The 26,569-nt window shown below is 64.6% G+C and carries 25 protein-coding genes and 1 tRNA gene; 13 read left to right on the top strand and 13 right to left on the bottom strand.

Going from position 1 to position 26,569, the window contains the following annotated elements; translation table 11 throughout:
* The first annotated feature begins 194 nt into the window (after positions 1-194).
* Complete coding sequence (locus J2T47_RS16435; RefSeq protein WP_253448824.1) at positions 195-542, top strand: YggL family protein; 348 nt, start codon at positions 195-197, stop codon at positions 540-542.
* Here J2T47_RS16435 and J2T47_RS16430 read toward each other — a convergent pair.
* Complete coding sequence (locus tag J2T47_RS16430; protein ID WP_253448820.1) at positions 523-933, bottom strand: response regulator; 411 nt, start codon at positions 931-933, stop codon at positions 523-525. The two genes, J2T47_RS16435 and J2T47_RS16430, sit on opposite strands and share 20 nt — an antisense overlap.
* A 771-nt stretch (positions 934-1,704) precedes the next feature.
* On the opposite strand from J2T47_RS16430, the gene J2T47_RS16425 reads away from it, so the two are divergent.
* Positions 1,705-2,331 carry a response regulator transcription factor gene (locus J2T47_RS16425; protein ID WP_088416832.1) on the top strand — a complete coding sequence of 209 codons (627 nt, stop codon included), beginning with the start codon at positions 1,705-1,707 and terminating at the stop codon, positions 2,329-2,331.
* Positions 2,332-2,463: 132 nt separating this feature from the next.
* Entirely contained in the window at positions 2,464-5,982 is a 3,519-nt protein-coding gene (locus tag J2T47_RS16420) for a transporter substrate-binding domain-containing protein (protein ID WP_253448817.1), read from the top strand.
* 14 nt (positions 5,983-5,996) lie between these two features.
* Here the strand turns inward: J2T47_RS16420 and J2T47_RS16415 are convergent, their stop codons facing one another.
* The 5 genes from J2T47_RS16415 to J2T47_RS16395 all read right to left on the bottom strand — a co-directional run bounded on the left by J2T47_RS16415 (position 5,997) and on the right by J2T47_RS16395 (position 9,719).
* A complete protein-coding gene (locus J2T47_RS16415; protein WP_253448813.1) occupies positions 5,997-7,328 on the bottom strand; it encodes a deoxyguanosinetriphosphate triphosphohydrolase in 1,332 nt (443 codons plus the stop codon).
* 69 nt (positions 7,329-7,397) lie between these two features.
* A complete protein-coding gene (locus tag J2T47_RS16410; protein ID WP_253448810.1) occupies positions 7,398-8,564 on the bottom strand; it encodes an EAL domain-containing protein in 1,167 nt (388 codons plus the stop codon).
* 100 nt (positions 8,565-8,664) lie between these two features.
* Positions 8,665-9,009, bottom strand: a complete 345-nt coding sequence (locus tag J2T47_RS16405) for a hypothetical protein (RefSeq protein ID WP_253448807.1) — start codon at positions 9,007-9,009, stop codon at positions 8,665-8,667.
* The gene (locus J2T47_RS16400) at positions 9,006-9,386 is read right to left on the bottom strand and encodes a phage holin family protein (RefSeq protein ID WP_253449025.1); all 381 of its coding nucleotides are present in this window, start codon (positions 9,384-9,386) and stop codon (positions 9,006-9,008) included. The genes J2T47_RS16405 and J2T47_RS16400 overlap by 4 nt, the downstream gene beginning before the upstream one ends.
* A 15-nt stretch (positions 9,387-9,401) precedes the next feature.
* Positions 9,402-9,719: a DUF883 family protein gene (locus tag J2T47_RS16395; RefSeq protein WP_045211754.1), complete on the bottom strand. Its 318-nt coding sequence runs from the start codon at positions 9,717-9,719 to the stop codon at positions 9,402-9,404.
* Positions 9,720-10,123: 404 nt separating this feature from the next.
* On the opposite strand from J2T47_RS16395, the gene J2T47_RS16390 reads away from it, so the two are divergent.
* Positions 10,124-11,332 carry an ammonium transporter gene (locus tag J2T47_RS16390; RefSeq protein ID WP_253448804.1) on the top strand — a complete coding sequence of 403 codons (1,209 nt, stop codon included), beginning with the start codon at positions 10,124-10,126 and terminating at the stop codon, positions 11,330-11,332.
* A gap of 65 nt (positions 11,333-11,397) precedes the next feature.
* Here the strand turns inward: J2T47_RS16390 and J2T47_RS16385 are convergent, their stop codons facing one another.
* The 3 genes from J2T47_RS16385 to J2T47_RS16375 all read right to left on the bottom strand — a co-directional run bounded on the left by J2T47_RS16385 (position 11,398) and on the right by J2T47_RS16375 (position 14,381).
* A complete protein-coding gene (locus J2T47_RS16385) occupies positions 11,398-12,669 on the bottom strand; it encodes an OprD family porin (RefSeq protein ID WP_253448801.1) in 1,272 nt (423 codons plus the stop codon).
* 177 nt (positions 12,670-12,846) lie between these two features.
* Positions 12,847-13,713 carry an MBL fold metallo-hydrolase gene (locus J2T47_RS16380; RefSeq protein ID WP_253448799.1) on the bottom strand — a complete coding sequence of 289 codons (867 nt, stop codon included), beginning with the start codon at positions 13,711-13,713 and terminating at the stop codon, positions 12,847-12,849.
* Positions 13,714-13,784: 71 nt separating this feature from the next.
* The gene (locus J2T47_RS16375; protein ID WP_253448796.1) at positions 13,785-14,381 is read right to left on the bottom strand and encodes a glutathione S-transferase family protein; all 597 of its coding nucleotides are present in this window, start codon (positions 14,379-14,381) and stop codon (positions 13,785-13,787) included.
* Positions 14,382-14,561: 180 nt separating this feature from the next.
* Here J2T47_RS16375 and J2T47_RS16370 point away from each other — a divergent pair, with 180 nt between their 5' ends.
* The 3 genes from J2T47_RS16370 to J2T47_RS16360 are packed head-to-tail and all read left to right on the top strand — an operon-like array spanning position 14,562 to position 16,315.
* Complete coding sequence (locus tag J2T47_RS16370; RefSeq protein ID WP_253448792.1) at positions 14,562-15,119, top strand: TetR/AcrR family transcriptional regulator; 558 nt, start codon at positions 14,562-14,564, stop codon at positions 15,117-15,119.
* 28 nt (positions 15,120-15,147) lie between these two features.
* Positions 15,148-15,387, top strand: coding sequence for a glutaredoxin family protein (locus tag J2T47_RS16365; RefSeq protein ID WP_301295577.1), 240 nt, complete (start codon positions 15,148-15,150; stop codon positions 15,385-15,387).
* A gap of 52 nt (positions 15,388-15,439) precedes the next feature.
* On the top strand, positions 15,440-16,315 hold the full coding sequence (locus tag J2T47_RS16360; protein WP_253448786.1) for an NAD(P)-dependent oxidoreductase: 876 nt from the start codon (positions 15,440-15,442) through the stop codon (positions 16,313-16,315).
* Between the two features lie 115 nt (positions 16,316-16,430).
* Here the strand turns inward: J2T47_RS16360 and J2T47_RS16355 are convergent.
* The 3 genes from J2T47_RS16355 to mobA all read right to left on the bottom strand — a co-directional run bounded on the left by J2T47_RS16355 (position 16,431) and on the right by mobA (position 17,552).
* A tRNA-Pro gene (locus tag J2T47_RS16355) sits at positions 16,431-16,507 on the bottom strand.
* A gap of 144 nt (positions 16,508-16,651) precedes the next feature.
* Complete coding sequence (locus J2T47_RS16350) at positions 16,652-16,873, bottom strand: YgdI/YgdR family lipoprotein (RefSeq protein WP_253448783.1); 222 nt, start codon at positions 16,871-16,873, stop codon at positions 16,652-16,654.
* A gap of 91 nt (positions 16,874-16,964) precedes the next feature.
* Positions 16,965-17,552: a molybdenum cofactor guanylyltransferase MobA gene (gene mobA / locus J2T47_RS16345; protein ID WP_253448780.1), complete on the bottom strand. Its 588-nt coding sequence runs from the start codon at positions 17,550-17,552 to the stop codon at positions 16,965-16,967.
* A 70-nt stretch (positions 17,553-17,622) separates the two neighbouring features.
* On the opposite strand from mobA, the gene moaB reads away from it, so the two are divergent.
* On the top strand, positions 17,623-18,162 hold the full coding sequence (moaB, locus tag J2T47_RS16340; protein WP_081519428.1) for a molybdenum cofactor biosynthesis protein B: 540 nt from the start codon (positions 17,623-17,625) through the stop codon (positions 18,160-18,162).
* On the top strand, positions 18,159-19,373 hold the full coding sequence (locus J2T47_RS16335; protein WP_253448777.1) for a molybdopterin molybdotransferase MoeA: 1,215 nt from the start codon (positions 18,159-18,161) through the stop codon (positions 19,371-19,373). The genes moaB and J2T47_RS16335 overlap by 4 nt, the downstream gene beginning before the upstream one ends.
* A 210-nt stretch (positions 19,374-19,583) precedes the next feature.
* Here J2T47_RS16335 and gliR read toward each other — a convergent pair whose 3' ends face one another.
* On the bottom strand, positions 19,584-20,612 hold the full coding sequence (gliR, locus tag J2T47_RS16330) for an AraC family transcriptional regulator GliR (RefSeq protein WP_253448774.1): 1,029 nt from the start codon (positions 20,610-20,612) through the stop codon (positions 19,584-19,586).
* A 145-nt stretch (positions 20,613-20,757) separates the two neighbouring features.
* On the opposite strand from gliR, the gene J2T47_RS16325 reads away from it, so the two are divergent.
* From J2T47_RS16325 to yegS, 4 genes are all read left to right on the top strand, one after another.
* Positions 20,758-22,353 carry an FAD-binding oxidoreductase gene (locus J2T47_RS16325; RefSeq protein ID WP_253448771.1) on the top strand — a complete coding sequence of 532 codons (1,596 nt, stop codon included), beginning with the start codon at positions 20,758-20,760 and terminating at the stop codon, positions 22,351-22,353.
* A gap of 4 nt (positions 22,354-22,357) precedes the next feature.
* Positions 22,358-23,932, top strand: coding sequence for a glycerol-3-phosphate dehydrogenase/oxidase (locus tag J2T47_RS16320; RefSeq protein WP_253448768.1), 1,575 nt, complete (start codon positions 22,358-22,360; stop codon positions 23,930-23,932).
* A gap of 26 nt (positions 23,933-23,958) precedes the next feature.
* Positions 23,959-25,518, top strand: coding sequence for an FGGY-family carbohydrate kinase (locus J2T47_RS16315; RefSeq protein WP_253448765.1), 1,560 nt, complete (start codon positions 23,959-23,961; stop codon positions 25,516-25,518).
* A 79-nt stretch (positions 25,519-25,597) separates the two neighbouring features.
* Positions 25,598-26,518, top strand: coding sequence for a lipid kinase YegS (gene yegS, locus J2T47_RS16310; protein WP_253448762.1), 921 nt, complete (start codon positions 25,598-25,600; stop codon positions 26,516-26,518).
* Positions 26,519-26,569: the final 51 nt, after the last annotated feature.

Here is a 26,569-nt window from a genome sequence, read left to right as displayed (position 1 = left end):
CACTACAGATGAAATACTCCCTGTTGGACCGGGAGCTGCGACACATTATGCCGCAAGCCGTTCCAGGATGCGCTGGCCTTCGGATGCCAGTCGTCCCGGAGAGGCACATCGGGACATTGTTCGCGCAAGTCCCGGATATGTTCCGGACATACTCGTGCATCGAGCGGCGAAAGCCCTCCTGAGGAGAGATTCAGATGGCGACCCATCGTTCCCGTCGTTTACGCAAGAAGTTGTGTGTCGATGAGTTCCAGGAGCTCGGCTTCGAACTGAGTTTTCAGTACAGGGAAGGGACGGGCGAAGAGGCCGTTAGTGCTTTCATGGAGCGATTTGCGGCCGTTGCCGTCGAACCCAACGATCTGGTCTATAGCGGTTGCGACGAGTATGGGTTCATCTGCCTCGCCCGGCGCGGCTCGGTGAGCCTGGAGCAGCGCGAATTGATCGACGGATGGCTGAAGCAGCAGCCGGAACTCGCAGGTTTCAGCCTCAGCCCGCTGATCGATGCCTGGTACCCGGACCAGCCAGTCAATCTGCCCGCGTCCTGAGGCGCTTGTCCTTTTCCAGGGTCTGCAGCAGCGCCCATTCATCGAGTGGCTTCGACAGGCAAGCCAGGATGGGTAAACCCCGTGCACGCAGGGTTTTCTGCAAGGCCTGCAGGTCTTCGGTATCGCGGCAACTCAGGAGGACCGCCTGGCGAATATGGCCGGCTTCGGCCAGTTCGCCGAGCAGTTCTATGCCGTCAGTGTCCGGCAGGTTGATATCGCAGAGCAGCAAGTCGAACGGTTCGTTGCGGCGTGCACACTCCTCCCGCGCTTCATTGGCATTGAGAGCGGGCGCCAGGCGGAAGAAGCCCAATCTGTTCAGTTGCATTTGTGTGGCGATCAGTTGGAAGGGATGGTCTTCGACTATCAGGATGCTGAATTTGTTGTCCTGCACGTAAAACTCCAGGCTGTAATGGGGTTCAGTCGGTGATTGCGGTTGGTTAATTCAGTGCTATCCATTTTCGGGTATCAGGATTTATTGCTGCTGGATATGTTGATTCGCCAATGCATCGCTCTGATTGTCCGGTTGAATGAGGGTTAAGTTCTCCGGTCAAGGAGTTTCTTGTGGTTCATGATTCTGGGTGGTAATTGAGTTTCACGATATATGCTGGTTCGAGTCGTTGCGTCGTTATCTTGATTGTGAAAGTTTCAGAAGAGACTCCGTATTAACCCTTCTGTGTTCGATAGCCGATCTGTCTGGCGAGGGGAAGAGGCAGGGCGATTGTCAGACGCTGGCTGACAGCAAATGTGATCAAGGGCCGTGTCGGGAATGGTCGGCGATGAGTGCAACTGGGATGGTCCATGGCGTAATGGCCTAGTCAGAGGGGTTGGCGTGATCTCTGTGGCTGCCGGAAGCCGAGTGACGAAGGTCAGGTCGCGACGAGTAGCTCAGGCGTATATCGAGCCTCTGGTAGATGGGAAAAGCAGCGACAGTGAGGAGGATTGTCAGGAAACGTAGTCAGATTTTCTGCCGTTTCCTATCAGGAATTTCTTGCCGGTTTTGATGTGGCGTCAAAATATTTAAGGTTCCTTGTAGGAATTATTTAGATGTTGTGTAGGAAAGCCCTCTAATGGCCAATATTGAGGGTAGGTAATCTCGACAGCGCCGGCTCTGCATATATCTTACCGAAGGACATTTTTACGAAGGGTCTGAGGGAGGAAGCTGATGAGCAAAGTTCTAATTGTCGATGATCACCCGGTCATTCGCATGGCAATGCGTGTGCTGCTGGAAAAGGAAGGCCATGTCATCGTTGGTGAGACCGACAATGGCGTAGATGCGCTTTCGCTCGTCAAGGACCTGGTTCCCGACCTGGTCGTCCTGGATATCGGTATTCCCCGTCTCGACGGCCTGGAGGTGATCAGCCGTATCTCCGCCTTCGAGCTGCCGCTCAAAGTGCTGGTGCTGACCGGGCAGAGCGCCTCGCTGTTCGCCATGCGCTGCATGCAGGCGGGTGCCTCGGGATTCGTCTGCAAGCAAGGCGGCCTGTCCGAGCTGATCAGCGCTGTCAACGCGGTGGTCGCCGGCTACAACTACTTCCCCAGCACGGCGGTGCGCCAGACTCGTCGCAACAATGGCCAGATGGACGATCAGGAGCTCATCCAGCGTCTCTCGGATCGTGAGATGGCTGTCCTCCAGTACCTTGCGAATGGTTATTCGAACAAGGAAATCTCCGAACAGATGTTCATCAGCAACAAGACGGTCAGTACCTACAAGACCCGGCTGCTGCTGAAGCTCAATGCCCATTCGCTGGTTGACCTGATCGAGTTCGCCAAGCGGAACGCGCTGGTCTGAGGTGTTTGATGTGCCGCTTCCGCTTTTGCGTCAGTGTGCTGCTACTCATCTGTTGCGGATGGGTGATGGCGGAGCCGCACGACTGGACCTCGATCAACCTGCTGGCTCGTTCGGCCGACGAGCCTGTCAGGGGTGCAACTGCGCGATTCCGACTGGCAATGGCTCAGGGACAAGCGCACGTTGCGCCTGGGGGTCACCGCTCCGGATTACCCGCCGTTCGACATCACGGGTAGTGGGGCCGATCTCGAGGGCATCACTGCCGATATCGTCGGGATCATTGCCGACTCGCTCAATGTTCGGATCGAAGTACGACGTTATCCCGACAGAGATGCCGCCGTGGCCGCGCTGTCTCGCGGAGAAATCGACCTATTGAGTCGCGCTACAGGGTATGAGGCTGCGCGGCCGGACGTTGCGCTTTCAGTCCCATACTTTCCCAACCAGCCGGTCATCATCGGGCCGGAAAGCACGCGTCTGGACAGCAGCGGACAGCTCGCGGGAAAACACATTGCGGTGGTCAGCGACTACTACCCGGCAGATGATCGCGACAGGTATCTGGCCGGCGCCACCGTGCAAAGCTACCAGTCTGTGCGCCGGGCGCTGGAAGCGGTTGCCTTCGGTCAGGCGGACCTCTTCGTCGGCGATGCCTTCAGTGCGCAATACCTGATCAGCCAGGGATATCTGGCCAATCTCAGGCTGCTCAACTTTGCCAGCTTCAACGGCCAGGGTTTCAGCTTTGCCCTGAATGCCTCCGACCGGACGTTGCTGGACATCATCGACCGTACCCTGAACGCGATTCCACGCCAGGCCGAGACGGCCATTCAGCGTCGCTGGAGTCCTGGCGGTAGCAGTCCCATCGCCGGCCTACGTCTCATCCTGACGCCTCAGGAGCAGCGTTGGGTGGACCGCCACCCGAAGCCGAAAGTCGTGATCGACCAGGCCTTGGCTCCTGTTTCATTCTTCGATGCCCAGGGCCAGTTTCGCGGTATCGCTGCCGATCTGCTGGAGCTTGTCCAGAGCCGAACCGGGATCGAATTCGATGTGCGCCCGCAGCCAAGCGTCACGGCGATGCTGGACCAGATGCGCACGGGCAAGGCGGATGTGATTGCGGCGTTGACTCCGACTGCTCAGCGCGAGGAGTGGCTGAGTTTTACACGCCCCTACATGACCGCGTCCTTCGTTGTCGTGGTACCGAAGGGAAGCGACTGGCTCCACAGCCTGGATGATCTCGATGGACACAGCGTTGCCGTTCCCAGAGGTTCCATCATCGCGGACTTCATGCGCGCCCGCCACCCGCGGGTGAAGCTGCTGGAAGTCGAGAATAATGTCGACGACCTCGCCATGATCAGTGAAGGAAAGGTGGACGCCGGCATTCACCTGCTGTCGTCGGCCAACTACCTGATCTCCCGCTATTACCCGGATCTCAGGATTGCCCTGGCCCTGGATCGCGAACCCGGGCAGTTCTCGCTGGCGGTGTCCCAGGCGGACCCCGAGCTGCTCAGTATCCTGAACAAGGCTCTGCTGGCCATCGCGCCCGAAGACCTGAGCAATATCACCACGCGCTGGTCTGCCAGCGTGGACAGGCCGGACAGCATCTGGCAGGGCTACCGCAAACAGTTCATCCAGCTCGCCTGGGCTGCAGCGCTGGCTTTGCTCATCGTATTGCTGTGGAACGGGTGGCTCTGGCGCAAGGTGCGCCGCCGCCGGGATCTGGAGAAAGAGCTCAGCTACCGTCTCGAATTCAAGCGCGCCTTGATCGATGGTATTCCGCAGCCTGTGGCGGTGCGTGATCGTGATGGGCGACTGGTCACCTGCAACATCGGTTTCCTCAAGGAAACCGGCATGCCGCGCGAGTCGGTGGAAGGTTCGCGGGTGGTGGACTGTCCCTGGCTACAGGCGGATGACGCGCAAAGGTTGCAGCAGATGCATCAGCAGGCCATGGAGCAGGACGGGAAAGTGGCCTCCGATCTGATCCTGCAGATTCGCGACGAGGTTCGGGAAATACATTACTGGGCCACTCCGTACCGCGGGCCGGGGGGGGATGTTTCCGGTGTGGTGACGGGCTGGATCGATGTCACCGAGCGCGAGCGCTTGCACCACCAGCTCGAAGCCGCGAAGGAGCAGGCTGAGGAGGCCAACCGCGCGAAGAGTACCTTCCTGGCCACCATGAGCCATGAAATCCGCACGCCGATGAATGCGGTGATCGGGATGCTCGAGTTGGCGCTCACCCGTGCGAACCAGGGGCACTGGGAGCGTGAGCCGGTTGAGGTCGCCTACGATTCCGCGCGCTCGTTGCTGACGCTGATCGGCGACATCCTCGATGTGGCCAAGATCGAGTCCGGGCGTCTGACGTTGATGCCGGAGCGCGCCCATCTGCGAGAGCTGGTGGAGTCCGTAGCGCGCGTATTCGATGGCCTGGCGCGGCAGAAGGCGCTGGAACTCCGGATGGAGATCGAGGCGGAAGCTGCCTGCGACGTGTTGATCGATCCGCTACGGTTCAAGCAGATCCTGTCGAATCTGGTCAGCAATGCCATCAAGTTCACCGATTCCGGCCATGTGAAGATTCGTGTCTGCGGCGAGCGCGTCGCTGGCGAGCGGCTGGCCCTCGAGGTCAGTGTGCAGGACAGCGGGATCGGTATTTCCGAAGAGGAGCAGCGCCAGTTGTTCGAGCCCTTCAGTCAGGTGGCCCGTAGCGGCAATGCAAGTCGAGGTGGCACAGGTCTGGGGCTCACCATCTGTCGCAAGCTGGCGGAGATGATGGGCGGCACCGTGCGCATGGAAAGCCGGCCCGGCGAAGGCACAACGGTCGCAGTGCGCTTGTTGCTGCAGACCCTGGAAAGCCTGCCCGAATGCGACGTTGGGCAGGCCGTGCGGGCCGCGAGGACTGCCCATTCGCTGAAGGTCCTGGTGGTCGACGACCATGTGGCCAACCGGATGCTGCTGACCCAGCAACTGGAGCACCTGGGGCACCAGGTCGAGGTGGCATCCGACGGCTCCCAGGCATTGCAGCTGTGGCATCCTGGGGACTTCGATCTGGTGATCACCGACTGCAATATGCCGGTGCTGAACGGTTATGGCCTGGCTCGCCGAATTCGCGAGCTTGAACAGGAGATGGAAGCCGAACCCTGTGTGATCTTCGGGTTTACGGCCAACGCCCAGCCCGACGAGATCGAAAACTGCCGGCAGGCCGGCATGGATGATTGCCTGTTCAAGCCCATAGGCCTGGATAACTTGCGCGCGCGACTGGATGCTGTGCCGAAGATGTCAGCTACCCACGACGATCAGGCAACTGTGGAAACGCAGGTCCATGGCTTCGACCTGAAGTCTCTGCGGGAAATGACTGGCGGAAATCCTGGCCTGATCCGCCGCCTGCTGGAGGAGTTGCACAGCAGCAACCGGATCGATATCGACCAGGTCCGGCCCCTCTGCGAGGCAGGCGACTGGAAGCAGCTGGCCGATCTGGCCCACCGTATCAAGGGCGCAGCACGACTGGTCAATGCGGACATGCTCCAGGACCTCTGCAGCAAGCTCGAAGGCGGCTGCAAGGATGGTCTCGACAGCCGGGAACTGGGCAATCGGGCCTTGGCAGTCGAGCAGGCGATGGCGATCTTGCAGGACGATCTGTTGCAGCAATTGCGCAAGCTGGCCGCCTAGCCTGCGCGGCAGCTTCAGCTCGGGCTGGAGCGGCCGGTCATTTCGCGCGCCATCTCGGTGGCATAGCTGTCGGTCATACCGGCAATGAAGTCGGTCACGCGCAGGAAGGAGCGATAGAGCGTCCAGCTCGGGTCCGGCGCATAGTGACTCAGCAGGTCGAGGATGCGCTGGTTCTTGAACGATGGCGTGCTCTGGCGGTGTTGCTCCAGTACGGCGCCACAGAAAGAGTTCAGCAGGATTTCCAGGGTGGTGTAGGCGCCGATCTCGTGCAGGGTCTTGCGCTTGTCCTGAAATATCTTCTCTCTCGCCATTGCCTTCGCGCGTTGCACGCAGCGCTTGGCCGGGCCATGCATGTGCTCGACCAGATCGCCCTGCAGGCTTCCAGCGAGCAAGGTCTTTTCCTGTTCGACGAATGCGCGAGCAGCGGCATTGGTCAGGTGTTCGATGGCCTTGCCGCGCAGGATCGCCATCTTGCGTCGGCGCGAATCTTTCGGACCGAGCTGGCGGTAGGTTTCCGGCAGATCGTCACCGACCAGGTCGAGCAGCAGCGCTTCCACTTCGCTGTAGTCGAGCAGCTCCATTTCCACGCCGTCTTCCAGGTCGATCAGGCCGTAGCAGATGTCGTCCGCGGCCTCCATCAGGTAGACCAGCGGATGGCGCGCCCAGCGCTCATCTTCCAGCTGCGGCATGCCCAGCTTCTGGGTGATCTGCTCCAGCAGTGGCAGCTCGCTGCGGTAGCAGCCGAACTTGTGCTTCTTGTAGCCCAGTGAGTCGGCGTGGCGTGCCGTCCAGGGGTACTTCAGGTAGGTGCCGAGGGTGGCGTAGGTCAGGCGAGTACCACCGTCGAACTGGTGGTACTCGAGCTGGGTCAGGACGCGGAAGCCCTGGGCGTTACCCTCGAAGTGCAGAAAATCCGAGCGTTCCCCGTCGCTCATGCCATCCAGCCAGCCACGACCGGCAGCCTGCTGGAACCAGTGGCGGATGGCGTCTTCGCCGGAGTGGCCGAAGGGCGGGTTGCCGATATCGTGGGCGAGGCAGGCGGATTGGACGATCACGCCCATGTCCCCGGGGTCGCACCATTCCGGCAGGCGGTCACGAATGATCTCGCCAACGCGCATGCCCAGTGAGCGGCCGACGCAACCGACCTCCAGTGAATGGGTCAGGCGGGTGTGAATGTGGTCGTTGCTCGATACCGGGTGCACCTGGGTCTTGCGCCCGAGGCGGCGGAAGGCACCGGAGAAGATGATCCGGTCGTGGTCCTTGTGGAAGGCGCTGCGGCCCAGTTCTGCGCTGCTGTGCACCGGTTTGCCGAGGCGCTCCCGGGGGAGCAGGGTGTGCCAATCCATTCTTCTTTCCGCAATCGAGAGAGTTACCGGCAACGCTAGCCGTTCGCGCCGGCAATCTCAATCGCGGCGCTAGAGGCCTTCGGCGTCGATATCGATGAGCAGAAGGCGTCGACCCTGGTCGATGAACTGGCCGGCGGTCATGCAGTACTGGTTGGTGGTGGCGTCGCGGTAGGTGTTGGAGAGTGTCAGTCGGCGTTCTTCCCAACCCTCGGCGAGCAACTGGTAGAAGTAGGGGCGCCAGGACCAGTTGTGGCCCAGGTAGCGGCGGTTCTCCTTCCAGAACAGGCCGTTCCATTCCAGATTTGGCGAAGTCTGCGTGCCGTGGCGGTCGCACTGGTAGATGCGCAACAGGCGGCCGAATGACTCTGGTGCGGGCGGCAGGCTGCTGAGCATGGCGCCGCCCTCTGCCCAGGGGCGCAGCATGTTCATCAGTTCGGAGAGCTGCTGGCGCAGCTGGATGAGGTTGGAGCGCTCCTGCAACTTGCGATGCACATAGTGGTCGCGACGCTGGGCGAAGGCTTCGCGGAAGGCGTCGCTGGCGGGGAATTCCAGCGCCGGCTTGGCGAACAGGAAGCCCTGCACATAGCGCGCGCCGCACTCCAGGGCGAAGTCCATTTCCTCTTCGGTTTCCACGCCCTCGGCAATGATCCAGCAGCCGGTCTTTTCGGCCATCTGCGCCAGGGCCTTGACCACTTCGCCACTGGGGCCGCCGCGGGCGGCTTCCTGGAACAGGCGCATGTCCAGCTTGAGGATGTCCGGCTGCAGTGCCAGCACGCGGTCCAGTTGCGAGTAGCCGGCACCGAAATCGTCGATGGCGATGCGTGCGCCGGCATCGCGGTAGCGAGCAACCACTTCCGGCAGGCGCTGGTGGGCGCCGCCCAGTTCGGTGATCTCGAAGACCACGCGCTCGGGCGGCACGCCTTGCTGCTGCAGTTGCTTGAGGCTGGGCAGGGGTTGGTTCGGGCGCAGGCGGCTGATCCAGCGTGGCGAAATGTTCAGGCTGAGGAACCAGTCCTTGGGCGCTTCATGGATACGGGCGAGGGCGGCGTCGCGGATCTGCCGGTCGAGGCGGCGCAGTTCGGCGAGGCCGACTCGCGGGTTGAAGAACAGCGGGCCGACCGATTGCAGGTCGCCGTTGTCCTGGCGCAGCCGCCCCAGCGCTTCGACACCGGCAATCAGGCCGGTTGCGGTGTCGATGAAGGGCTGGAAGCAGGCGATGGGTTGCCCGTCGATCAAGGGACACATCCTTAGTGGCGTGACAGGGAAGCGCTTGAGCGCCGCTCACTGTTACTTAGCAAGAATGTGGCCAGTAGCAGGAATGTGGCCAGTCTGGACGTCAGAGATGCGTCGAGGGCGCCGGCGGGTCCTGGTGATCGGGCTTCCTGCGCATCTGCAGGATGATCGGTGCGAGGGCGATGCCGATGCGCAACAGGCGGACCCAGCCGCGTTTTCGTCCGAGCAGCAGCGCGAGTGCGGCCGCTCCGCCGGCGCCCCACAGCGGGGTGCTGCCGCTCAGGCCGCTGCGCAGGTTCTGGCCGAGGTTGCGTGCCTGCTTCAGGGGCTGCAGCAGCAATTCACCTTCCTGGCGGATCTGTTGGCGCTGCATTTCCAGGCGCAGGCGGATGATGGCCTTGCGCAGTTCGGCGCGGGTCAGATTACGGGCGTCGGGCATTTCGCTCATGGCAACAGTCGCTCCCGGTCACGGGCCAGCTCTTCAAGGGTTGCGCTGAACGGCGAGCTCTCGTCGCTGACCAGCAGGTGCAGGCGCCAGGCGCAGAAGAGGCTGCCGGCCACATAGAAGAGGCAGAGTCCGATGGCGGCCTGCAGGCGGTAGCTGTCCCAGAAGACGATCAGCACCAGTACCGACAGGGCGATCAGCAGGAGCAGGGCGAAGACCAGCGCCAGGCCAGCCATCAACAGCATCTGCACCGTGCGGGTCTTCTGCTCCTGCAACTCAACGCCGAGCAGTTCGATGTGGCCGTGCAGCAGGCCCAGAACCGCGGCGCCGAAGCGCCGCGGGGAAGGGGAGTTGGCCGAAGACTTCGGCCCGGCGTCCATTCCGTCGCTCATCGATCAGCGCCGGCTGACCAGCAGGCCGAGGAGGAAGCCGACACCTGCGGCGATGCCCACGGCCTGCCACGGGTGATCACCGACGTAGTCTTCGGTGGCGTCCACAGCGGCTTTGCCCTGGTCGCGCACGGAGTCCTTGGTGGAATAGATGGCATCGCGGGCGCGCTTGAGGCTCTCGTGGATCTGCGCGCGCATCTGGTCGGCTTCGGCGCCGGCCAGGTCAGCCGAGCTCTGCAGGAGTTTCTCGGTGTCGCTGACGAGGGCCTGGAATTCGGCCAGGAGTTCATCCTTGGCGGCGTTCACTGCGGTCTTGCGAGGCATGTGATGCTCCTTGTGCGGGTTGAGGTTCCTAGATTTCGAGCCCCAGTGTCGCTGGAAAGTTTCTCATAAATTTGCGCCGGGGCCGCTCTCGCGTGCGAGTTGAAGCCTAGCCGCTGTTTGGTTGGCCGGTGGTATGCCGCTTGCATTTCTCTGGTGCGCATGGAGAGCGGAGCGCCCCACGGCGGGGCGTTTCCGGTGCCTGGAGTGGCCGGAAATCTGAGCTCAAACCACTGAAAAACATAAGGAAGTACAAGAAATTGCGAAGCTGGTCGGATGGCTCGTGGGCCATTCTGGTTCAGCACTCGGCTCCTCTGTGGTGCGCCGCTGCTTCAGTGTGGTGCGACTCGGGGTCGCCGCGAGCCGTTTTGGTGCTTTCCCCTTGATATCCGGGGCTGCCTGTAGCGATGGAAAACCTCAATAGTGCCGTAGAGACGCTGGTCCACGGTTCCAACACGCTGTTCCTCCTGATGGGCGCGGTCATGGTGCTGGCCATGCACGCGGGCTTTGCTTTCCTGGAGGTGGGCACGGTGCGCCTGAAGAACCAGGTGAATGCGCTGTCGAAGATCCTCTCGGATTTCGCCATCTCGACCCTGGCCTACTTCTTCATTGGCTACTGGATCGCCTATGGCGTCACCTTCCTGCAACCGGCGGCGACCCTGGCGCATGAGAACGGCTATGCGTTGGTGAAGTTCTTCTTCCTGCTGACCTTCGCCGCGGCTATTCCCGCGATCATTTCCGGGGGCATCGCCGAGCGCGCCCGCTTTGGCCCGCAGCTGTGCGCGACGGCGCTGATCGTCGCCTTTGTCTATCCGTTCTTCGAAGGCCTGATCTGGAACGGCAACTTCGGTTTTCAGGACTGGCTGAAGGCCGAGTTCGGCGCGGCTTTCCATGATTTCGCCGGATCCGTGGTGGTGCATGCCTTCGGCGGCTGGCTGGCGTTGGCGGCGGTGGTGTTGCTGGGCCAGCGCAATGGTCGTTACCGCGAGGGTCGGCTGGTCGCTTTCGCGCCGTCGAACATTCCGTTCCTGGCCGCCGGTTCGTGGATTCTCATCGTCGGCTGGTTCGGCTTCAACGTGATGAGCGCGCAGTCCCTGGCCGGTGCCAGCGGGCTGGTGGCGGTGAACTCGTTGCTGGCGATGGTCGGCGGCACGGTGGCGTCGCTGCTGGTCGGCCGCAATGACCCGGGCTTCCTGCACAACGGTCCGCTGGCCGGACTGGTGGCGGTCTGCGCCGGCTCCGACCTGATGCACCCCATCGGCGCCCTGGCGACCGGCATGGTGGCGGGAGCGCTGTTCGTCTGGGCATTCACCGCGACCCAGGTGCGCTGGAAGATCGACGACGTACTGGGCGTCTGGCCGCTGCACGGCCTGTGCGGTGCCTGGGGCGGCATCGCCTGCGGCATCTTCGGCCAGCAGGCGCTGGGTGGGCTGGGTGGGGTCAGCCTGGCCAGCCAGGCGGTCGGCACCCTGCTCGGTGTGACGGTGGCCTTCGCCGGCGGTCTGCTGGTGTACGGCCTGGTGAAGTCGGCCGTGGGCATCCGTCTGACCAAGGAGGAGGAGTACTACGGGGCTGACCTGTCGATCCACAAGATCGGTGCGCTCAGCCAGGACTGATTCGCCGATGGCGAGGACAAGAAAAAGCCCGGCAGATGCCGGGCTTTTTCGTCATGCCGTGAGGGTTACCAGAGCGGCATGGTGTAGCTGACGATCAGACGGTTCTCATCGTAATCGTTGGTGTAGTTGGTGCGCATGGTTGCGTTACGCCACTTCACGCCCAGGTTCTTCAGCGGGCCGTCCTGGAATACGTAGGCGATATCGGTGTCGCGTTCCCATTCCTTGCCTTCGCCGTCGGTGGTGATCAGGTCGATGTTGTCGCCTTTCACGTAGCGGGTCATGAAGGTCAGGCCGGGGATGCCCAGGCCGGCGAAGTTGTAGTCGTAGCGCGCCTGCCAGGATTTCTCGTCCTTGTTGGCGAAGTCGCCGATCTGGATGTAGTTCACCAGGTAGGGATCGGTGCCGTTGATGTAGGCGAAGCCGGTGTCGCCGCTCATCTTCTGGTAGCCGAGACCGAAGGCGTGGTAGCCCAGGGCATAGGTGAACATGGCGTTGAGCGCCTTGTTGTCGACGTTGCTGCCGCCATCGTCATCGGACTTGGCCCAGCGGATGTCGGACTTCAGCGATTGCTTGTCGGCGATCGGCAGCACGTGGATCAGGCCCAGGTAGTGCTGCTTGTAGATGTCTTCCAGGCCGCCGTAGTGGTAGCTGGTGCTCAGGCTGTCGGTCCACTTGTAGGTGAGGCCGCCAAACAGGAACTTGTTGGAGGTGAGGCTATCGCCCAGCTTGATGTTGCGCTTGCCACCGCCGGTGATGGTCATGTCCTCGTAATCCGAGGAATCGCGCTGGTTGACCTGGTAGAGGCGGCCGCCGTCGACGGTCAGGCCGTCGAGTTCCGCGGAGTTCAGGGCGAAGCCGCTGAAGGTCTGCGGCAGCAGGCGGGTGTCGTTGAACTGCACCACCGGCATCTTCGGCATCAGCGTGCCGCCCTTGAGGGTGGTCTTGGACGCGCGCAGCTTGGCGGTCACGCCCAGGTCGCCGTAGCTGTCTTCGGCGCGCTTGTCACTGGATGAGCGCTGCAGCAGGCCGGTGCCGCTGCGGTCAGGCGAGGAATCGAGTTTCAGGCCCAGGGTCCCCAGGGCGTCGACGCCGACACCAATGGTGCCGTCGGTGTAGCCCGATTCGTACTTGAGGATGAAGCCCTGGGCCCATTCCTCGGCCTTGTTCTGGGCAGGGGCCGGGCTGTCCTGGCGGAAGTCGCGGTTGAAGTAGAAGTTGCGCAGTTCGACGGTGGCCTTGCTGTCCTTGATGAAGTCGGCATGGGCGAGTGTCGGAAGGATAAAGCTGGTACCCAGCGAGGCCAAAGCCACGGCACGGGCGATCGGGGTCTTGCTCATTGTTATTGTCTCCTCGAGCGCTTGGGGCAGTTTGATGATGCCGACTGGATCAGGGCCGGCATGTCAATCTGTTACAGCCTATCTACTAAATCATTACCGAATGTTGACGACTCTTAGACCTTAGTCGCTGATTAGTAAGCTGGCTATTGAAGCGCTGAGCGGCGGCGGGCGTGGCTTTCACTGAATCCAGAGGGGGTAGTAGCCGAGTTTGTCCTGGACCTGGGCGTCATGGGCGGGCACCACGGTCAGCTTTGGATAGGCAAGCATCAGTTCGTGGACGCGGGCCACTTCGGCCAGGGTCTGGTCGCGGTTGCTGTCCACCAGTTGGCGGCTGACCCAGAACTTCTCGTGGGGGCCGGTAAAGCCGGACAGGCGCCAGGTGGTGTCGCCGCTGAAGAAGAAGCGCCGGCCGTCATCCAGGGTGATGAACAGGCCGACCGACCCGGGCGTGTGGCCACGCATGGGCACCAGTACCAGGCTGCCGTCGCCGAACAGGTCGAGGCTGCGGTCGTAGCCCAGGAAGGGACCGGAATCGAACTGGAAGGGCACCCATTTCACCGGGTGGCGGAACTGGCTGGGAAACACCGCCGGCGGCTGGGCGATGTGGGCGTAGTTGATCTCGTCGTAGGTCGCCCAGACCGGGACCTCCGGGAAGTCCGATAGCCCCGAGGCATGGTCCCAGTGGGCATGGGACAGGATGATCCGGTCGATGCGGATACCGCTGCCCTGCAGCTGCTCGCGCGCGGGCTTCAGGCCTTCGTACTGGAACAGGGGTTTGTCCCACCAGGGCATGTCCTGCTTGAACTGCGCGTCCGCCTGGCTGCCCAGCCCGGTGTCGAACAGCAGGGTGGCGGCGTGGTGCTGGATCAGTACGGCGGTGTGGTTGAGCGGGACCTTTTGCGTCCAGTCGCCGCCGGCCACGGTGAACGCATCCAGGGTGGTGACCCCTGAGGTGCGGATCAGCGAGAAGCGCAGGTCGGCGGCCTGGACGCTCAGGCAGGCCATGGCGAACAGCCCGGCCAGCAGCAGGGATGGCAGACGCATCGAAGTTTCCTTGTCGTGGAGCGGAGGAGTGCGCCGTCGTGTGGACGGCGGTGCGGCCAATCGGAAGAGCATCAGAAGGCGGGTTGCGCGACGTAGCCGGGCAGGGCGCGCACGCGGGCCAGCCAGTCCTGCACGTAGGGATAGCCGGACGGCTCCAGGCCGCCTTCCGTCGCCAGGGTGACGTAGGGATAGACGGCGATGTCGGCGATGCTCGGCTTGTCCGTCTGCGCCAGCCAGCGGTGGTCGGCCAGCGTCGCGTCCAGCAGCTCCAGCGCATGGCGGCCCTTGGCCTGGGCGGCGGCCAGGTCGCCGGGGCGCTTGAACAACTGGATCACCCGCGCCATCGCCAGCCCGTGCTGCACCTCGTTGGCCGAGAAGCTCATCCAGTTGGCGATGCGGCCCTGGGTAATGGCTTCCTGCGGGTACCAGTGCGGTTCGGCGTACTGCCGGGCGAGGTAGGCAAGGATGGCGTGGGAGTCGCCCAGGCGCAGTTCGCCATCCTCCAGTGCCGGCACCTGGCCGCGCGGGTTGATCGCCAGGAAGGCCGGGCGTTTGTGCGCACCGCCCATCAGGTCCACCGGCTGCAGCTCGGCTTTCTGGCCGATGAGCCCGAGGAACAGGCGAACCTTGTAGCAGTTACCGGAAAGCGCGACGTCGTGGAGTTTCATGGCAGGAGTCCTTGGCGATGTTGTTGTGGGACGGTTTTTGTGGGAGGCGAAATAGATATTAGACAGACAGGTCTGTATAGTTCAAGTGAAATGACCGCCCGCCAATCGGCCGTGCACTACCGCTCTCGCTCCCCATGGGCGCCGAGCCTCGCGCATAATGTCCGGTCAGGAGGTAATGCCATGGCATCCAGCAAACGCGAGCTGCTGCTCGCCACCGCCCAGGATCTGTTCTACCGCGAGGGCTATCACGCCACCGGTATCGACCGCATCCTCGCCGAGTCGGGCGTCGCGAAGATGACGCTCTACAAGCACTTCAAGTCCAAGGACGAACTGATCATGGCGGCGCTGGAAGAGCGCCACGCCCGCATGGTCGAGCGTATGGAAGTGGCCGAACGCATCCTCGCGCCGCGCGAGGCGATCCTGGCGGTCTTCGACGGCCTGCAGGAAGTCCTCAACGGCCCGGACTTCTGCGGCTGCGCCTTCATCCACGCCGCCGGCGAATTCCATGACCGTGAACATCCCATCCACCAGCAGGCCGCCGAGCACAAGGCTTTCCTCGGGCGCTTTTTCGCGGCCCAACTCACGCGATTGGGTGCGACGGAGCCGGAAGCCCTGGCGCGCCAGCTGCAATACCTGCTCGAAGGCGTGCTGGTGATGGCGCACATGCAGGGCCCGGCGCAGCAGGGGCGAGAAGCCCGCGCCGTGGCCGACACGCTGCTCAAGCACGCCGGAGTCTGAACCCATGTCGCCAACCCTGGAGCCCGCCATGCCCCCGGAATGCCAACTCTTCGGCACCCTTGGTTGCCACCTCTGCGAAGTGGCCGAAGCGCTGCTGATGCCCTTCGTCGAACATGGATTGCTGGTCGAACTGGTGGATATCGCCGACCGCGAGGAATGGGTCGAGCAATACGGCCTGAGCATTCCTGTGCTGCGCCGCTGTGATTCCGGCGCCGAACTCAACTGGCCGTTCGACGCCGCGCAGGTCGCTGCTTTCCTGGGCTGCTGATGCCTTCGGCGGCTCTCCCTCTCCTCATTCAACCGATGCGAGGCGCATTGCAATGAAGATCGGATTTCTCGGACTGGGCGGCATGGGTGCTGCCATGGCTGCCAACCTCATCAAGGCCGGGCATCAGGTCGTCGTGTGGAACCGCTCTCCCGGCGCCGCCGAGCCGCTGGTCGAGCTGGGCGCCATCGCCGCCACCAGCCCCGTGCAGGCGTTCGATGTCGAGCTGGTGATCTCCATGCTGGCCGACGATGCCTCCACCCGCGCCGTGCTGCTCGACAGCGGCGCCCTGGCTTCGGCCCGGGCAGGTCTGGTTCACCTGAGCATGGCCACGCTGTCCACCGCCTTTGTCGGCGAGCTGATCGAGCTGCACCGCGAGCAGGGCGTCGAGTTCGTCGCCGCGCCGGTATTCGGTCGCACCGATGTCGCCGCCGCCGGCAAGCTGAACATCCTGGCTGCTGGCCCCGAAGCCGCCATCGCCAGGGCGCAACCGGTTCTCGATGTGCTGGGGCAGAAGACCTGGCCGCTGGGTGACGACCCGCTGCGTGCCGTTGCGGTGAAGATTGCCGGCAACTTCATGATCGCCAGCGCCATCGAGGCAATGGGGGAGAGTGCAGCGCTGGTGAAAACCTACGGCGTGGCGCCGGGCGAGTTCATGGAGATCATGGGCAACACCCTGTTCAACGCACCGGTTTACCGCAACTACGGTGCGCAGATCGCCGAGCAGCGTTTCGATCCGGCCGGCTTCCGCCTGGTGCTGGGGCTCAAGGATGTCGGTCTGGCGCTGTCGGCCGGGCATGAACAGCGGGTTCCGCTGCCGCTCGCCAGCCTCCTGCGTGACAACCTGCTCGAAGCCATCGCCCACGGTGATGGCGAGCTGGACTGGAGTGCCCTGTCGCAGGTCGCGCTGCGCAAGTCCGGGCAGCTCTGATTCGCCCATGAAAAAGCCCATCCGGTGGACGGGCTTTCTTGTGTCTTCGAATTCTTCGTCTGAGGAAAAATCGCAGGCAATAAAAAACCCGCCGTCAGGCGGGTTTTTCGGGATTTGGTCGGAGCGACTGGATTCGAACCAGCGACCTTCTCGTCCCGAACGAGACGCGCTACCAAGCTGCGCTACGCTCCGTTTGTTGGCGCGCATTCTACCGAAAAACTTTTGACGCACAAGGGGTTAGCGAAAAATTTTTGAAAAAACTTTTCGCCCCCCGGGAAAACGCGAACGCCCCGCAGACCGATCAGGGCCTGCGGGGCGTTTTCACCACCGGGAGAATCAGAGGTCCTTGACGGTCCGTACCTGATCCTTGTTCACACGGGCGGTTTTGCCATCCAGCTGTTCGAACTCATAGAAGCCGGATTCATCATCGTACTTGGGTTTGTCGACCGACTGAATCTCGCGTCCATCGTTCAGGGTGATGACGGACGGCGTGGAGCAACCAGCGAGCACGCTAAAGCCCAGGGCGAGCAGGAAGGCGGGAAGCATCCGTTTGTTCATGGGTGAATCTCCTGATGGGCGAACTAAAAAGTACGAAAAGTCTGACCGGGTGCCTTGCAGCATAGTTCCCGGAAAATTTTCGACCCTGTCGCTATCGGGCACGATAGAGCAGCTCCGGGGTATTCAGGTTGGCCAGCCGTGGATCATTGGCGGGGCAGTCCACCGCCTGCAGGCCCAGGTTCGAGAACACATGGCGCGGGCTGCGGTCGCCCTGGTCCCAGGCTTCTTGTATCCGGGCACGCAGCACCACGGGGATGATGCTGAACAGCGGCTCCCACTGCGTACCGCAGCGCAGCATGTGCACGACGCCCGGCACTGCGGCGGATGCGCGCAGCAGGCGTTCCAGCAGGTCGGCGTCCAGCAGCGGCGCATCGCAGGGCAGCACCAGCAGATGGGAGTGGCGGGCGACGGCCAGCCCGGCGCGGATGCCGGCCAGCGGTCCGGGAAAGTCCGTGCTGTCGTCCTGCACCAGGCGGTCGGCGAAGCCGGCGTAGATGTCCGCGTTGCGGTTGCAGGAGATGATCAGGTCGTCGCTGAAGGGGCGCGCGAGCGCGGCGGCATAGCTCACCAGCGGGCGCCCCTGCCACTCCAGCAGGCCCTTGTCCTGGCCGCCCATGCGCTGGCCGCGTCCACCGGCGAGAATCAGGACGGAACAGAGGGGCAGCGGGGCTTGTGGCATGTCAGGGTCTCCGGGGCGGGCCTGTGATATAACACCGCGCATTCCAACCTCACAAGCAAGGGCCCTCATCATGAGCCACAAGGCCGAGCAGCCATTCGTCCCGCTGAACATCGCCGTCCTCACCGTCAGCGACACCCGCACCCTGGAAACCGACACCTCCGGCCAGCTGTTCGTCGACCGCCTGAAGGCCGCCGGCCACAACCTGGCCGCCCGCGTTCTGCTCAAGGATGACCTCTACCGTATCCGCGCCCAGGTCGCGACCTGGATCGCCGAGGACGAAGTGCAGGTAGTGCTGGTTACCGGCGGCACCGGCTTCACTGGCCGCGACAGCACTCCGGAGGCCGTGACCTGCCTGCTGGACAAGGTGGTGGACGGTTTCGGCGAGCTGTTCCGGCAGATTTCCGTGGCCGACATCGGTACCTCCACCGTGCAGTCCCGCGCCCTGGCCGGCCTCTCCAACGGCACCCTGGTCTGCTGCCTGCCGGGCTCCACCAATGCCTGCCGCACCGCCTGGGATGGCATCCTCGGCGAGCAACTGGACGCCAGCCATCGTCCGTGCAACTTCGTCCCGCACCTGAAGAAGGCGGCGCCCTGCGAGAGCCGCGGATGAGCTGCTGCGACAAACCCGGCCTGCTGCCGGTCGAAGACGCCCTGGCGCGTCTGCTGAGCCTGGCGGAGCAGTCGCCGATCCGCGATACCGAAGTCCTGCTGCTGAGCGAGGCCGACGGCCGAGTGCTGGCCGAACCGCTGCTGGCCGGGCTGGACCTGCCGCCGTGGCCGAACAGCGCCATGGACGGCTACGCCCTGCGCCTGGCCGACTGGCAGGGCGAGGCGCTGCCGGTCAGCCAGAAAATCTTCGCCGGGCAGGCAGGCGAGCCGCTGCTGCCGGGCACCTGCGTGCGCATCTTCACTGGCGCGCCGGTGCCGCAAGGCGCTGATTGCGTCGAGATGCAGGAAAACGTCACGGTGCTGGAGGACGGTCGTGTGCGCTTCGTCGAAGCGCTGGAAGCCGGCCAGCACATCCGTCCGCAAGGCCAGGAAACCCGCAAGGGCGATTGCGTGCTGCCCGCCGGCACGCGACTGGGGCCGATCGAGATCGGCCTCGCCGCTTCGCTCGGCCACGCAGAGCTGAAGGTGCGCCGGCGTCCACGCGTGGCGCTGCTGTCCACCGGTGATGAACTGGTGGAGCCGGGCCAACCGCTGGCGCTCGGGCAGATCTACAACAGCAACCGCCACCTGCTGCGCACCTGGCTGCTGCGCTTTGGTTGCGAAGTGGTGGACGCGGGCATCCTCCCGGACGACCTGGAACGTACCCGTGCGGCCCTGGCCGGTTTGTCGAACGTCGACCTGATCCTCTCAACCGGCGGCGTTTCAGTCGGCGAGGCGGACTTCCTCGGGGCGGCCCTGCGTGAAGCGGGCGAGCTGGCGCTGTGGAAACTGGCGATCAAGCCGGGCAAGCCGCTGACCGTCGGCCACTACCAGCAGGTGCCGGTGATCGGCCTGCCGGGCAATCCCGCCTCCACCCTGGTGACTTTTGCGCTGCTGGCGCGGCCGTACCTGATGCGCCGCCTCGGCATGCAGAAGGTCGAGCCGCTGCGCCTGCAGGTGCCGGCCGGGTTCAACTGGACCAAGCCGGGCAATCGCCGCGAGTACCTGCGAGCGCGTCTGGAGAACGGTCGTGCGGTGCCCTATGCCAACCAGAGCTCCGGCGTACTGCGCAGCGCCGCCTGGGCCGAAGGGCTGGCGGAAGTGCGCGAGGGGACGACGCTGGCCGAAGGCGATGGGCTGACCTTCATTCCGTTCAGCGAACTGCTCGACTGAGCCTGCCTTTGTGGAAGTGAGGGGGACGCCCAGTCCTTGCTCGCGAACATTCCGCGCGCTGAGCTTCGGTGTGAGGCGGTTCGCGAGCAAGCTCGCTCCTACAGATACGGCGTGGCGCCGGTGCATTTGTAGGAGCGGATTCATCCGCGATCCGGCCGACAGGCCGGCCTGAAGCCAAACCGCTGCATGGCTCGATGAAAAACGCCGGTCTCAGACCGGCGTTTTTTTATGCTGCTGGCGATACTCGCCGGGCGTCTGGTCGGTCCAGCCCTTGAAGCTGCGGTGGAACGAGCGCGACTCGGTGAAACCCAGGTACTGGGCGATGTCCTGGATCGGCAGGTCACTGTGCACCAGGTAGTGCTCGGCCAGTTCCTGGCGCAGCTCGTCGAGGATCTGCTGATAACTGGTGCCGGCCTGCTGCAGATGGCGCTGCAGGGTACGCACGGTCATTTCGAAACGCTCGGCGACGCGCTCCTTGCGCGGCAGGCCATCCTTGAGCAGCAGGCGCAGGGCGTTCTTCACCCGCAGCGGCAGCGGCTCGTCGTCGTCCAGTTCGGCCATCAGCGCCAGGGCGTGCTCTTCCAGGGTGCGCAGGAGGTTGGCGTCGGCCTGGCGCAGTGGATAGCTGAGCAACTGCAGGGGCACCAGCAGGGCGCTGAAGGGTTGCTCGAAGCGCACCGGGCAGCCGAACAGCTGCTCGTATTCGGCGACATCGGCGCCCTCGGGCTGCGCGTGCTCGAACCAGACTTCCTGCGGCGAGCCATTGGTGTCGGCGATCCAGCGCGCATAGAGCAGCCAGGACGCCAGCACGTTCTCCACCATGTGCCGGCGGATCTGCGCGGCCTCGTGGCGGCAGTTCCAGATCAGCTTGATGTGATCCGCGCCGGGCTCCAGGCGACTGACACCCATGTCGCCGACCAGCTTCTCGTAGGGAATGATGCGGCCCATGGCTTCGCCCAGGTTGGCGCAGTTCATGGTGATGTAGCCCAGTACGCTCCATGAGCCCGGCTGCACGAAGCGTGCGGAATGCAGGCCGAACAGCGGATCGCCCGAGTGCGCGCACAGATGCTGCAGCAGGCGCTCGTGGGCCTCGCTGGGCAGGCGCTGGCTGTTGTCGCTCAGTTGCGAGCGCTCCAGGCCAGCCGCCTGGAGGGCGACGTCCAGGTCCATGCCGAGGGACTCAGCGTGGCGCAGGTATTTCAGCAGTGCGGGGACGGAGGTGTAGCCGAGGGAATGCATGGCGTGAGTTCTTGTTCTGGGTGTCTCGATCGGCAACTGCGCCTGTCTTGATCCGACAGTGACAGGGCAGGGCGGCTGGCTAGTATAGGCAGCCATCAAGCGGCACTGAAATAGCCAAGACAGACCCTGAATAAAAGGAGCGGGCATGCGACGCTGGAACGGCTGGGGTGAAGAAACGACGGTGGTGGAATTGCCCGATAACGGGCGCGCATTTCTTGCCGAACTGGTTGGCCCTGGCCTGACGCTGCCGGACGCGACGCTGGAGCAGGTGCTGGCCAAGGTGCCGGCGTCGCGCCTGCCCGAGCATCCGCTGGTGGTGCGCGAAGCCCGCGACCGCCTGCTGCACGCTCGCGGCCAGAGCCTGCCGGACTGGCTGGCGATGCGCGAAGGCGACTTCGGCGTATTCCCCGATGGCGTGGCCTACCCGCAGACCGCCGAGCAGATCCGCGAGCTGCTGAAGTTCGCCGAGCTCTGGGACTGCCTGGTGATCCCCTACGGCGGTGGCACCTCGGTGGCTGGGCACATCAACCCGCCGACCTCCGACAAGGCTGTGCTCACCATTTCCCTGGAGCACATGAGCCGCCTGCTGGAGCTGGACGAGCAGAGCCTGATCGCCACCTTCGGTCCCGGCGCCAATGGCCCGCAGGTGGAAAGCCAGCTGCGCGCCCGAGGCTATACCCTCGGCCACTTCCCGCAGTCCTGGGAGCTCTCCACCCTCGGCGGCTGGGTCGCCAGCCGCTCCAGCGGCCAGCAGTCGCTGCGCTACGGGCGCATCGAGCAACTGTTCGCCGGCGGCACCCTGGAAACCTTCGCCGGCAGCCTGGAGATCCCGACCTTCCCGGCATCCTCCGCCGGCCCCGACCTTCGCGAAATGGTGATGGGCTCCGAAGGCCGCTTCGGCATTCTTTCTTCAGTGAAAGTGCGGGTCACCCGCATCGCCGAGGACGAGCGTTTCTACGCGGTGTTCCTGCCATCCTGGGAGCAGGCGCTGGAAGGCATCCGCACCCTGACCCAGGCGCGCGTGCCGTTGTCCATGCTGCGCCTGTCCAATGCCGTGGAGACCACCACCCAGCTCGCGCTGGCCGGCCATCCGGGGCAGATTGCCTGGCTGGAGCGCTACCTGAAACTGCGCGGCGCGGCCGAGGGCAAGTGCATGCTGACCTTCGGCGTCACCGGCGACCGCGCGCAGAACGCGACTTCGTTGCGTGCCGCGCGGCGCATCCTCAAGGCATTCGGCGGTGTGTTCACCGGCACCCTGCTGGGCAGGAAATGGGCGCAGAACCGCTTCCGCTTCCCCTACCTGCGCGAGGCGCTGTGGGAGAACGGCTACGTGGTCGACACCCTGGAAACCGCCACCGACTGGTCCAACGTCGACAACCTGCTGAACCGCATCGAAGCCAGCCTGCGCGACGGCCTGGCCGCCGAGGGCGAGCGGGTGCACGTATTCACTCATCTGTCCCATGTCTACGGCGAAGGGTCGAGCATCTACACCACCTACGTGTTCCGCCCGGCCGCCAGCTATGCGCAGACACACGAGCGCTGGCGCAAGCTCAAGCATGCCGCCAGCCAGACCATCGCCCACAATCGCGGCACCATCAGCCACCAGCATGGCGTGGGCAAGGATCACGCGCCTTACCTGCCGGTGGAGAAGGGGCCGCTGGGCATGGCCGCGATCAAGGCGCTGGCCGGGCATTTCGACCCGTCCGGCCGGCTGAACCCCGGCACCCTGCTGCAGGACTGAATCCATGGCCTGGAATGCGGCATGGCGCGCCCAGGCGCTGCCGGAACTGGCGGCGCGTGACTGGGACCTGATCGTGGTCGGCGGCGGCATCACCGGCGCCGGCATCCTCCGCGAAGCGGCGCGGCGCGGCTGGCGTTGCCTGCTGATCGAGCAGCGTGACTTCGCCTGGGGGACCTCCAGTCGCTCGTCGAAGATGGTCCATGGCGGCCTGCGCTACATCGCCAAGGGCCAGTTCGGCCTGACCCGCGACTCGGTGCGCGAGCGCCAGCGCCTGCTCGGCGAGGCCGCGGGGCTGGTCGATCCGCTGAGCTTCATCATGCCGCACTACCAGGGCGGCTTCCCCGGCCCGCGGGTGTTCGGCACGTTGCTGTCGCTGTACGACGCGCTGGCGGGGCGGCGCAATCATCTGTTCTATCGCCTGGAGGAGCTGCGCTACCTGGCGCCCGGCTTGAAGGAAGATCGCCTGCTGGGTGGAACCCGCTTCCAGGACGCCGTGACGGATGACGCTCGTCTGGTGATGCGCGTACTCGGTGAAGCGCGCGGCGAAGGTGGCGAAGCGTTGAATGGCCTGAAGGTGATCGAACTGGATCGCCGCGAAGGTCGCGTGCAAGGCTTGGTCGCCGAGGACAGCGAAAGCGGCCAGCGTTTCAACTTCCGCGCCCGCGCCGTGGCGCTGGCCACCGGTGCCTGGGCCGATGCCCTGCGGCAGAAGCACGGCAGCGAGCACATCCGCCCGCTGCGCGGCAGCCACCTGTTGCTGCCGGCCTGGCGCCTGCCGGTCGCCCACGCCTTCAGCTTCATGCACGGGCAGGACCAGCGCCCGGTGTTCGTCTTCCCCTGGGAGGGCGCGACCGTGGTCGGCACCACCGATCTCGACCACCGCGACCCGCTGGATGACGACGCCGCCATCAGCCGTGAGGAAGTGGATTACCTGCTGGCGGCCTGCGCACAGCAGTTCCCGTCTGCCCAGATCAGCGCGGCGGATGTGCGCTCCACCTGGGCCGGTGTGCGCCCGGTGGTCAGTGATGGCGCGCCATCGCTCAAGCCATCCGACGAGAAACGCGAACATGCGCTGTGGGTCGAGCCCGGCTGCGTGACCCTGGCCGGCGGCAAGCTCACCACCTTCCGCCTGCTGGCGCTGGAGGTGCTCGCCGCCTGCGCACCGATGCTGGAGCGCGCGCTGGAAGCGGCGGGAGAACAGGTCTTCGAACCTGTCGAAGCGGTTGATCTGCCCGGGCTGACACCGCCGCAGCAGGCCCGTCTGCGCGGTCGTCATGGCCGCGCATTGCCGGAGCTGGCGCGGGTACTGAAAACCGTGGGCAGCGAGTGCATCGGCCATACCGATTCACTCTGGGCCGAACTGGCCTGGGCGGCGGAAGGCGAGTTGGTGCTGCACCTGGACGACCTGATGTTGCGCCGTACCCGCATCGGCCTGCTGCTGGCCGACGGCGGCGCCCACGAGCTGCCGAGGATTCGCGCGCTGTGCCAGCCACGCCTGGGCTGGGACGACGCGCGCTGGAAACGCGAAGAACTGGACTACCTGGCCTTGTGGCAACGCTGCTACAGCCTGCCGCATTGACCGCGGCCCCCTGGAACGAGAGCCCCATGGATAACAAGAACTACCTGCTGGCCATCGACAACGGCACCCAGAGCGTGCGCGCGCTGCTCTTCGATCTCCAGGGCAACCTGGTGGGCAAGGGCAAGGTCGAGCTGGAGGCCTATTTCTCCTCACAGCCCGGCTGGGCTGAGCAGCACCCGGACTATTACTGGGAACAACTGGGCGAAGCGTGCAAACGCCTCTGGGCCAGCGTCGATGTCGACCGCAGTCGTATCCGTGGCGTCTCGCTGACGACCCAGCGCGGCACGGTGATCCACGTCGACGAAGCCGGTCAGGCGCTGCGCCCGGCGATCATCTGGCTGGACCAGCGCCGCGCCGAACTGGAAGGGTCGATCAAGGGGCCGTGGGGCTGGCTGTTCAAGCTGGTGGGCGCGCAGGGCGCGGTGGACTACTTCCGCACCCAGGCCGAAGTGAACTGGGTTGCCCAGCAGCAGCCGGACATCCACCAGCGCACGCACAAGGTGCTGCTACTGTCCGGCTTCCTCACCCAGCGCCTGTGCGGGCGTTATGTGGACTCGGTCGCCTGCAGCGTTGCCTACCTGCCGTTCGACTACAAGAAGTTGCAGTGGGCCGCGCCACGCGACTGGAAGTGGCAGGCGCTGGATGTACGCCGTGAGCAGCTGCCGGAGTTGTTCAAGCCCGGCGAGAAACTGGGCGAGATCACTGCCGAAGCCAGCCGCCTGACCGGGATTCCCGAGGGCCTGCCGCTGATCGCCGCCGGCGCCGACAAGGCCTGCGAGGTGCTCGGCGCGGGCGCCATCGATCCGACCGTGGCCTGCCTGTCCTACGGCACCACCGCGACCATCAACACCACCCGCTCGCGCTACCTGGAGACTATTCCACTGATCCCGCCGTACCCGGCGGCGATTCCCGATCATTTCAACACCGAGGTGATGATCTACCGCGGCTTCTGGATGGTCAGCTGGTTCAAGCGCGAGTTCGGCCTGCGCGAGATGCAGCGTGCGCAGGAGTTGGGCGTCGAGCCGGAGAAACTGTTCGACGAACTGGTCAACAGTGTGCCCGCCGGCTCCATGGGCCTGATGCTGCAACCCTACTGGACGCCGGGTATCCGCGAGCCGGGGCTGGAGGCCAAGGGCTCGATAGTCGGCTTCGGCGACGTGCACACCCGCGCGCATATCTACCGCGCCATCCTCGAAGGCCTGGCGTACGCCCTGCGCCAGGGCAAGGAACGCATCGAGAAGCGCTCCGGCACCCGCATCCAGCGCCTGCGCGTGGCCGGCGGCGGTTCGCAGAGCGATGCGGCGATGCAGCTCACCGCCGACATCTTCGGCCTGCCGGCGGAGCGCCCGCACGTTTACGAGGCGTCCGGCCTGGGCGCGGCCATCGATTGTGCGGTGGGCCTGGGGCTCTATCCGGACTTCACCAGCGCCATCGCCGCCATGACCCGCGTCGGCGATGTCTTCCACCCGCGCCCTGAGGCGCAGCGCACCTACGAGCGGCTGTACAGCGAGGTCTACCAGCGCATGTACAAGCAGCTCAAGCCGCTGTACCAGAGCATCCGGGAGATCACCGGCTACCCGGCCTGAGCGGCAAATCCAGTGGGAGGAATTCCCCTCGCGCTAGTCTGAGTCCATATCCAATGGCTCAACCGGGAGGAAACCCGCCATGACGCAACCCAAGGCCCTGCTGATCCTGCATGGCAAGCAAGCCGCCAACGAAGAGGTGCGCGCTGCCGTGCTGGCCACGCGCGAGACGGGGCGGGCGCTGGATGTCCGGGTGACCTGGGAGGGCGGCGACGCCCGGCGGCTGGTGGAGGAGGGGCTGGCGGCGGGCTACACGACGCTGATCGCCGGCGGCGGCGATGGCACCGTGCGTGATGTCGCCGAGGCGCTGGCCCAGGCCGGCGGCAAGGCCAGCCTGGCCATCCTGCCGCTGGGCACCGCCAACGACTTTGCCCGCGCCGCCGGCGTGCCGCTGGAACCGGCCGCCGCGCTGGCGCTGCTGGACGTGCCGGCACGGCCCATCGACCTGGGCGAAGTGGATGGGCAGCTATTCCTCAACATGGCCACCGGTGGCTTCGGCTCGAAGGTCACGGCCAACACCCCGGAAGACCTGAAGAAGCTGCTCGGCGGCGCGGCCTATCTGCTCACCGGGCTGACGCGTTTCTCTGAGGTGCACGCGGCGCAGGGGCGCTTCAGCGGGCCGGACTTCAGCTGGGAAGGTGAGTTCCTTGCCCTGGGCATTGGTAACGGCCGGCAGGCGGGCGGCGGGCACGTGCTCTGCCCGCAGGCGATGGCGGACGACGGGCTGCTGGACGTGAGCATCCTGCCGACCCCGCAGGACATGGTCGGCACCCTCGGCGCACTGCTTGGCAGCGGTTTCGGCACCCAGGATGTGTTCATCCGCGCGCGGGTGCCCTGGGTCGAGGTGGAGGCCCGCGAGGGGCTGGACGTCAACCTCGATGGTGAGCCGCTGGAGGGCCGCAAGCTGCGCTTCGAGGTGCGCCCGGCGGCACTCTCCATGCACCTGCCGGCGGATTCGCCACTGCTCTCGGCCACTGGGCGGCTCGGCACGCCGAAGGGCTGAGCGGTCTGGCCCGGACCGGGCAAGTCGTGCATGATGGCGCACGGCCAGTAT

It is taken from the genome of Pseudomonas nitroreducens, from assembly GCF_024170165.1.
Lineage (GTDB): Bacteria > Pseudomonadota > Gammaproteobacteria > Pseudomonadales > Pseudomonadaceae > Pseudomonas > Pseudomonas nitroreducens_C.
Note: the sequence above shows the minus strand (reverse complement) of the source record. Positions and strands in the feature narration are given on the sequence as shown.